The 8,287-nt window shown below is 73.0% G+C and carries 9 protein-coding genes; 6 read left to right on the forward strand and 3 right to left on the reverse strand.

Annotated features, from left to right (window positions below):
- Positions 1 to 12 precede the first annotated feature (12 nt).
- Positions 13 to 1,041, forward strand: coding sequence for a phosphoribosylformylglycinamidine cyclo-ligase (purM, locus tag ABZ801_RS04435; RefSeq protein WP_360692632.1), 1,029 nt, complete (start codon positions 13 to 15; stop codon positions 1,039 to 1,041).
- Between the two features lie 101 nt (positions 1,042 to 1,142).
- Entirely contained in the window at positions 1,143 to 1,790 is a 648-nt protein-coding gene (locus tag ABZ801_RS04440) for an ElyC/SanA/YdcF family protein (RefSeq protein ID WP_360692635.1), read from the forward strand.
- A gap of 79 nt (positions 1,791 to 1,869) precedes the next feature.
- On the opposite strand, the gene ABZ801_RS04445 is transcribed toward ABZ801_RS04440, so the two are convergent.
- Positions 1,870 to 2,088: a DUF3073 domain-containing protein gene (locus ABZ801_RS04445; protein WP_360692638.1), complete on the reverse strand. Its 219-nt coding sequence runs from the start codon at positions 2,086 to 2,088 to the stop codon at positions 1,870 to 1,872.
- Between the two features lie 357 nt (positions 2,089 to 2,445).
- Positions 2,446 to 3,528 carry a Glu/Leu/Phe/Val dehydrogenase dimerization domain-containing protein gene (locus tag ABZ801_RS04450; protein WP_360692641.1) on the reverse strand — a complete coding sequence of 361 codons (1,083 nt, stop codon included), beginning with the start codon at positions 3,526 to 3,528 and terminating at the stop codon, positions 2,446 to 2,448.
- Between the two features lie 148 nt (positions 3,529 to 3,676).
- Between ABZ801_RS04450 and ABZ801_RS04455 the strand changes: the two genes are divergently transcribed.
- Both ABZ801_RS04455 and bldC read left to right on the forward strand, forming a co-directional pair.
- Positions 3,677 to 4,597 (forward strand): hypothetical protein, encoded by a 921-nt coding sequence (locus ABZ801_RS04455; RefSeq protein ID WP_360692644.1) that lies wholly within the window; start codon positions 3,677 to 3,679, stop codon positions 4,595 to 4,597.
- A 270-nt stretch (positions 4,598 to 4,867) separates the two neighbouring features.
- Positions 4,868 to 5,071 (forward strand): developmental transcriptional regulator BldC, encoded by a 204-nt coding sequence (bldC, locus tag ABZ801_RS04460; RefSeq protein WP_012850682.1) that lies wholly within the window; start codon positions 4,868 to 4,870, stop codon positions 5,069 to 5,071.
- Positions 5,072 to 5,454: 383 nt separating this feature from the next.
- On the opposite strand, the gene ABZ801_RS04465 is transcribed toward bldC, so the two are convergent.
- Positions 5,455 to 6,147: a TetR/AcrR family transcriptional regulator gene (locus ABZ801_RS04465; protein WP_360692647.1), complete on the reverse strand. Its 693-nt coding sequence runs from the start codon at positions 6,145 to 6,147 to the stop codon at positions 5,455 to 5,457.
- 271 nt (positions 6,148 to 6,418) lie between these two features.
- Between ABZ801_RS04465 and ABZ801_RS04470 the strand changes: the two genes are divergently transcribed.
- Both ABZ801_RS04470 and ABZ801_RS04475 read left to right on the forward strand, forming a co-directional pair.
- Positions 6,419 to 7,651 (forward strand): LacI family DNA-binding transcriptional regulator, encoded by a 1,233-nt coding sequence (locus ABZ801_RS04470; RefSeq protein ID WP_360692650.1) that lies wholly within the window; start codon positions 6,419 to 6,421, stop codon positions 7,649 to 7,651.
- A gap of 289 nt (positions 7,652 to 7,940) precedes the next feature.
- Positions 7,941 to 8,177, forward strand: a complete 237-nt coding sequence (locus ABZ801_RS04475) for a hypothetical protein (protein ID WP_285497459.1) — start codon at positions 7,941 to 7,943, stop codon at positions 8,175 to 8,177.
- The last annotated feature ends 110 nt before the right edge of the window (positions 8,178 to 8,287 follow it).

An 8,287-nucleotide genomic window follows, 5' to 3' on the forward strand; every position in this document is an offset into this window, starting at 1 on the left:
TCGAGGGGAAAGATGAGCACCTCCTACGAGGCGGCCGGGGTCGACATCGCGGCCGGTGAGCGGGCCGTCGAGCTGATGAAGGCGCGCGTGGCGCGGTCGCGGCGGCCGGAGGTCGTGGACGACGCCAGCGGGTTCGCCGGGCTGTTCGACGCCTCGGCGCTGGCCCGGTACCGCAGGCCCCTGCTGGCCACGTCCACCGACGGCGTCGGCACCAAGGTCGACCTGGCCCGCCGCCTGGGCGTCTACGACACCGTCGGCCACGACCTGGTCGGCATGGTGGTCGACGACCTGGCGGTGTGCGGGGCCGAGCCGCTGTTCATGACCGACTACGTCGCCTGCGGCAAGGTCGTCCCGGAGCGGATCGCCGACATCGTCGGCGGCATCGCCGACGCCTGCGCGCTGGCCGGATGCGCCCTGGTCGGCGGGGAGACCGCCGAGCACCCCGGCCTGCTGGAACCGGACGAGTTCGACATCGCGGGCGCCGCCACCGGCGTGGTGGAGGCCGACGAGCTGCTCGGCCCCGACCGTGTCCGTCCGGGGGACGTGGTGCTGGGCCTGGCGTCGTCCGGCATCCACGCCAACGGGTACTCGCTCGTCCGGCACATCCTCGCCACCACCGGGCTGACCCTGGACGCGACGCCCGCCGAGCTCGACCGCCCCCTCGGCCAGGAGCTGCTCACCCCCACCCGCATCTACGCCCAGGACTGCCTGGCGCTGGCCAGGTCCGGTGCCGTGCGGGCGTTCGCCCACATCACCGGCGGCGGCCTGGCGGGCAACCTGGCGCGGTCGCTGCCCGGCACGGCCGACGCGGTGCTGAGCCGCTCGTCCTGGACGGTCCCGCCGATCTTCGAGGTGCTGCGGGCGCACGGCCGGGTCCCCGACGCCGAGATGGACAAGACCTTCAACCTGGGCGTCGGCATGGTCGCGATCGTGGCGCCCGACCGGGCCGACGCCGCGCTGGAACTGCTGGCCGGACGCGACGTGCCCGCCTGGGTGCTCGGCGAGATCGTCCCCGGCACCGGCACCGTCCACCTCTCCTGACGCCGTCATCGCGCCCCGGCACCTCGGGGGCTTCCGGCGTGGCCGGGAGGCGAACCCCGGGGCGGGCGGTGGTCGTCACACCTGGTGTGATCAAGGTGAGAGTGCTTCGGTGGCGTGCGCCGCTGGCGGTGCTGGCCGGGCTGGCGGCCTACGCGGTGCTGGCGCCGCTCGCCTGGGCCTACGCGGCGACCGGCGGCCACCGCGCCGGGCCCGGCGACGTCCCGCGGACGCCGGTCGCGCTGGTGCTGGGGGCGGGGATCCAGGACGGCCGGCCGACGACGCTGCTGGCCCGGCGCCTGGAACTGGCCGCCGACCTGTACCGGCGGGGCAAGGTGCGGGTGCTGCTGGTGTCAGGCGACAACCGGACCCACGGCTACGACGAGCCGACCGCGATGCGCGACCACCTGGTGGCCCTCGGCGTCCCGGAACGCAGGATCGTCCGCGACTTCGCCGGGCTCGACACCTGGGCCTCCTGCGTCCGCGCCAGGCGGGTCTTCGGGGTGGAGCGTGTGACGGTCGTCACCCAGAACTTCCACCTGCCGCGCGCCGTGGCGCTGTGCCGGGCCGCCGGCCTGGACGCGTGGGGCGTCGGCGACGACAGCATGGCCGCGCGCCCGCCGGCGACGACGTTCGGTTACGCGCGCGAGCCGCTGGCGATGCTGAAGGCCGTGGTCACGCTGGCGGCCCGCCCCGACCCGGCCGTGCTGGGCGGGCCCGAGCCCGGTGTCCGGCAGGCCCTGGACGGCTAGCGCCGGACGAGCGGGAACCGCGGGTAAAAAACAACGCCACCGCCCGCGAGATCGTCGGGCGGTGGCGTAGTGTCAAAGATCAACGGGCGGAGGTGCCGTCCTTGCGGTCCTCGGTCCCGTAGTCGTCGGCGTAGTCGGCGTACCTCTCGGCGAGCTCGTCGTAGTCGTAGGAGTCGTCGCCGGGGGAGTCGGACACTCCCAGCTCGCTCTTCAGGCGGTCGAGGTCCGTGTTGCCGGTCCGGTACTTGAGCTGCCGGGCAACCTTCACCTGCTTGGCCTTGGCTCGGCCGCGACCCATTGGCTCGACCCCCTCGATGGTCAGGGCTTATGTGGGCCCATCAACGCGCGCGTCCTACACACGAACCGGTGCCTGATGAGCCATGCGTCAGTCACGGGTACAACCGTACCCGTTTTGCGCCCGGCTCGGTACATCGTCGGTACGTGGCGCACGCCCCTAACGGCGAACTCCAGTGTATCCGGTGGTTGCGAGTTCACCGATCCAAGCCGACACGCCACCACCGAACCGCAACCTGCCGGTTCCGAAGGCGGGGGTCGTCCGGTCGCGTGGTGCTGCCCGGTGCGACGGCGTCGTCGCGGAAGGGCGACCTGCCCGGGGCGTACCGGGCAGGTCGGCCGAAGTCCGTCGGGGGAGGGGTCAGAGGAGGATGCCGCGCAGTCGGCCGATCTCGGACATGCGGCGCTCGGCGAGACGGTCGGCCGCCGCGGCGGGGGGCACGCCCTCGTCCGCGGCCAGCGCGAAGATCCGCTTGGTGGTCTCGTAGATGCCCGAGGCGCGGGACTTGGCACGTTCGAAGTCGAAGCCGCCGATCTCGTCGGCGACCTGGATCACGCCGCCGGAGTTGACCACGTAGTCGGGGGCGTACAGCACGTCGCGGTCGGCCAGCCGCTTCTCGATCCCCGGGTGGGCCAGCTGGTTGTTGGCCGCCCCGCAGACGATCTTGGCGGTGAGGACGGGCACGGTGTCGTCGTCGAGCGAGCCGCCCAGGGCGCAGGGGGCGTACACGTCCAGGTCGGTGTGGATCAGGGCGTCGTTGTCGGCGACGACCTCCACCTCGGGGTGCCGGGCCCGGACCCGTTCGACCGCCGCCTCGCTGACGTCGCAGATCACCACCTCGGCGCCGTCCTCGCGCAGGTGCTCCACCAGCCGGTGGCCCACCTTGCCGACGCCCTCGACGCCCACCCGCCGGCCGCGCAGCGTGGGGGAGCCCCAGACCGTCTCGGCGGCGGCGCGCATGCCCTGGAACACCCCGTAGGCGGTCAGGACGGACGAGTCGCCCGCGCCGCCGTTGGCCACGGTCCGCCCGGTCACGAAGCGCGACTCGCGGGCCACCACGTCCATGTCCTCGCTGTAGGTGCCCACGTCGCAGGCGGTGTAGTAGCGGCCGTTCAGCGACTGCACGAACCGGCCGTACGCGCGCAGCAGCGCCTCGGTCTTGTCGACGGCCGGGTCGCCGATGATCACCGCCTTGCCGCCGCCGTGGTCCAGCCCGGCCAGGGCGTTCTTGTACGCCATGCCCCGGGACAGGTTGAGCACGTCGGCCAGCGCCTCGTCCTCGGTCCGGTACGGGTAGAAGCGGGTGCCGCCCAGCGCCGGGCCGAGCGCGGTGGAGTAGATCGCGATGATCGCGCGCAGGCCGCTGGCCTCGTCCTGGCAGAAGACGACCTGCTCGTGGCGGGGTTCTGCGCCCTTGTGGGGCGTCCCGAAGACATTAGGCACGGTAGTGCCCTCCTCTCTGTCTTGAGATCAGATTAGGACCGGTCGCGGCCCTGTGCGGCCTCTCCCGCCTGGCGGGTTCACGTAACGCGCCGATCTCGGTGGCGTGCTGGTGCCAGCGGTTCGGTGTGGCTCGTGTCACGATGCGGTGGTGCTGCCATACGCCGCGTACCTACGGGTATATGAGCCGGTGACCGCCTTCCCCGAGCCCGCGCGGACGCTGTGGACCGCCTACGCCGAGTCCAGGCGGCGCCCCAAACGGATCCGCGCCCTCGGGGTCGAGCATCTGGAGGCGTTGCACCGCCTGGCGGCCGACCCCCCGGAGGTCGCCCCCGAGCTGGAGAGCCAGGACGCCTACGTGCGGCGGGCCGGCGACGCCCTCTACATCTGCCCCTGGGGGACGCGCCTGCGGTCATGGCTGGCCTACGAGCGTTTCCGGGAGCAGACCCACGCCCGCCTGGTGCCGATGTTCGCTCCGCCCGTCGTCACCGAGCGCGTGGAGCGCGACTACGAACGCTGGAAGCGGGCCGGGCGCACCCTGCGGCCGCACATCCTGACCAGCACCTGGCATGTGCCGCTCACGTGGTTCGTGCCGTTCGCCTCGGGCGAGCGGTGCCTGCTGCTCGGGGACGGCACGTCCGGTAAGGGAAAATCCGCCCCCGCGACGACGGAACACGCCGGTTGCGGACCGACGACGGCGGCGACGGCGCGTACCCTCATCTACGTGACGGCGATGGCCGAGGCCCGCCGCCGGGTGGAGGAGTCGCTGCGGATCGTCCGCACGCGTCTCGGCGACGGCGACGGCGGCGAGCCGGTCACGCTGGGCGCCGGACGGCTGGAGGAACTGGGCAGATGGCTGTCGGGGTTCCATCCTCGTTCCCTGGTGGAACTGGATTATGGCGGTCTGGTTCACCTGCTGGACGACCGATGGCTGCGCGCCGACGCGTCGGTGGCCGAGACCGCCGTGGCGCTGGCCGCCCTGGAGCGCGGTGAGGTGGAGCTGGCGGTGGCGATGTCCACGCGCCTGCTCGACCGCTGGCGCCCCGTACGGGCCCTTGAATCGGCGAACTGAACAAATTTCCCGAATCCGCGCGCGATACGACTATACGTGTCGCTAGAATCACGCAGCGTGACCCAGCTGCCGCCGTGCGCGCATCGCGACCCGTCTCCGCGGGGATGTTCCCACGCAACTACCGCCAGGAACTTGCTTGTTGCGTTGAGTGGTGGCAAGGTTACACGTTGTGATGTCATAGTGGCTCTTTCGGGCCATAGGGGACATCAGTGACCGCGAGGTTCAATCGCAGGATCGCTGTCATCGGTCCACGGAGGAGAGGCCGCACACATGTCAGCACGTACGCCAGAGGCCGAGCCCCTGCTGACGCCGGCAGAGGTGGCGACGATGTTCCGCGTCGACCCCAAGACCGTTACGCGGTGGGCGAAGGCCGGAAAGTTGACCTCCATCCGCACCCTGGGGGGACACCGGCGCTACCGCGAGGCTGAGGTGCGGGCGCTGCTGGCGGGAATCCCGCAGCAGCGTTCGGAGTAGCACGTTCCGATCGGCGGGCCCCTGCGTCGACCGGGGCCGGGGGTGCGGGGGAAGGTACCCCGCGACGGTAGCGGTCGACCTGGGGAGGCGGGGGGCTTCCCCCGCAGCGGTGGCGGTGAGCCGACGGCGCGGGGGCGCGTCTCCCGCGACGGCCACGGCTGACCGTGGCCGTGGGGGTCTCCCTACGGTTCGTACCGCCCGCCGGACGCACACAGCACAAACAGTGGGGGGCGGCCAGGAGGCCGCTGAACAGCCGAGTGGTCTGTTCAGGGGTCCCCTGGGCGAGGCCCAGGGCCACGAAAGACGTGGTCCTGGGCCAACTCACCGTTCACGCCATATCGCGTCATGCGCGTGCGCGCACGCAGAGACCGGCGACCGGGGGGTCAGCGGTCCGGGTCGAGTTCTTCCTGGGACAGGCGGTCGAACAGCTCGCCGGTGACCGGGTCGTGCCGTCCCGCGGCGCGCAGCATGACGATCCACTGGTCCACCAGCAGGTGCTCCAGCTCGGCGCGCTCGATGTCGCGGTGCTCCAGCCAGTCCAGCCCGGCCGTCTCGACGGCGGCCATCCAGGACCGCAGGGTGATGCGCAGCACCGGGCCGGGGTCCTCGATGCCGACGGTGTGCAGGATGCGGCCGAGCAGCAGCTGGCGGACGTTGTCCACGATCTCGCCGACCTCGCCGGAGCGGTCGGCCGGGCCGCCGCGCAGCAGCGCCGTGAAGCCCGCCGCGTGATCCTCCACGAAGTCGAAGTAGCGCTTGAGGGAGATGCGCAGCCGCTCCAGCGGCCTGCCCTCGGTGGGCGGCTCCAGCAGTACCGACAGCTGCCGCGCCGCGCTGGTGAGCGCCGCCACGTACAGCTCCTGCTTGCCGCCGAAGTAGTGGTACACCAGTGCCCGGGAGGCGCCCGCGGCCACCGCGACGTCGTCGATGGACACGTCCTCGGGGGGCCGCGTGCTGAACAGTCCGAGCGCCGCCTCGATCAGCTCGTCCCTGCGCTCGTCGACGCTGAGCCTGCGCCGGCTGCGCCGGGGACGCTCGGTGCGCGTCTCCGCGTCGGTCACCGCGTGTTCTGCCACCCGGGCAGCGTATCCGAGCGCGACGGCCGGTTCGGTGCCGTGCGAAGGCCCCGACCTGGGCGGCCGCGAAGGTGTGATCCGGAACACCACAGCCCCGAACTGCCATTGGCGGCGGCCCGTTACTCACTGTTGCGACGATATCGGGCGAAGGCGAGGCATCATGGCATCTCCTCCCGAGTGAGGAAGGCGCACCGACCCCCGCGCACCGACCCCCGCGCGGGCTCTGGGGCGCCGTGGCGGCAGGTCCTGCAGGCCCCCTGGACGGAGTGCCATGTCAGCTGGTGAAGGAAAAGCCCCGCGCAACGAGAGGCCGGCGCCGCGGTACGGCGAGTTCCCGGCGCCGCCCGGCGGAGAGCCTCCGGCGTCGCGCAGCGGCAGGTCGCCGCGGCGGCCGGGCGGCCAGGTGCCGCCGCCACGCGACGGCGGACCGTCCGCCGACGTCCGCCGGGGCCGCGCGGGCGGGGGACGCGCGGCCGGGGGACGCGCGGTGCCGCCCGCCCCGAACGCGCCCAAGCCCACCATCCGCAACGTCGCCGAGCGCGCGGGCGTGTCCAAGTCGCTGGTGTCGCTGGTCATGCGCGGGTCGCCGCACGTCAGCGAGCGGCGCCGGCAGGCCGTGCTGCAGGCGGCGCGCGAGCTCGGCTACCGGCCCAACGCCGTGGCCCGCAGCCTGGTGGAGGGCCGTACCAGGCTGATCGGCGCCATCGTGGCCGACCTGCACAACCCGTTCTTCGCCGAGTTCCTCGACGGGCTCCAGGAGACCCTGCACGGCGAGGGCCTGCGCATGCTGGTCGGCAGCGGCCGCTGGGACCCGCTGTTCGAGGCCGAGGCGGTCGAGGCGTTCCTGGAGATGCGGGTGGACGGCCTGGTGCTGCTCAGCGTCGTGCCCGAGTCGCTGAAGGAGGCCGCCGCCAGCGTCCCGGTGGTGGTGGTCGGCGAACGCGACGTCAGCGGCGTGGACATCGTGGTGGACGACGACGAGCTGGGCGCCAGCCTGGCCGTCGACCACCTGGTGGAGCTGGGGCACCGGCGCATCGCCCACATCGAGGGCGCGCGTTCCACCACGGCCCGCTACCGCCGCGCCGGGTACGAGAAGGCCATGCGGCGGCACGGCCTCGGCGAGCAGATCATGGTGGAGCCGGGCGACTTCACCGAGGAGGGCGGTTACCTGGCCGCCCGCGCGCTGCTGTCGCGCGACCCGCGCCCGACCGCCATCTTCGCGCCCAACGACCTGGTGGCGACCGGTGTGCTGTCGGCCGCCGACGAGCTGGAGATGCCGGTGCCCGAGCAGGTCTCGATCGTCGGGTACGACAACACGCACCTGGCGGCGATCCGGCACATCTCGCTGACCAGTGTCGACCAGCCGCGCCGCGACATGGGCCGGGTGGCGGCCGAGCTGCTCACCGCCCGGATCGAGGACCCCACCCGGGTGGCCCGGCAGAACCTGGTCGTCCCCCATCTGGTGGTCCGCTCCACGACGGGGCCCGTCCCCGCCGGGGCGTGACGCAGGGCCGTCCGGCCCGGTGCGCCGTCGCCCCGGCGCGCCGGGCCGGACTCGCGCGTGCCCGGTGGGGCGGCGCGCGTCCGGCAGGCCATGGGTTCGCTAGGCGTTGCTAATGCGACGGGAAAGCCTGCCGTAATCACCCGGCCGACGGGCGTCACGGACGGGTTAATGGGTGGCACCGTTCGGCGGGTCGGAGGTGGGGAACCGCTGCTCCGGCCGGACCCGCGGCCGGCAGGAGGGTCCGCCGAGGAACACGGGCAAGGATCGTTCACCCAGGGGGGTTCACGCCGTGCGTGATCCGGAATTGGTGTCGTGCGCGCAGCGCGCGGCGAGCGAGCTGGAACGCGCGTGGGCGCAGTGGCGGCATGCGCGCGGGCTGGCCGAGCAGGTGTCGGAGTCCGTCGCCAGCTACGTGGCCCACTCGATCGACCATCCGTGGGGGCGTCCCCGCGTGGTGCTGGGCCTGGACGCGGACGAGGCCCGCGCCCTCGCCGCGCTCCTCGGCAAGGAGAACGCGCTTCGCTGACCGATCGGGGGATCGGGGAGTACGCGGCCGCGGCCGCCCGGCGCGGGGGGGTGGGGGGGCCGGCGGGGCGCGGTGGAGTTAAGGGACTTTGGGGGCCGGGGCGGGAGGGG

It is taken from the genome of Actinomadura sp. NPDC047616, from assembly GCF_040642915.1.
GTDB classification, from domain to species: domain Bacteria; phylum Actinomycetota; class Actinomycetes; order Streptosporangiales; family Streptosporangiaceae; genus Spirillospora; species Spirillospora miaoliensis.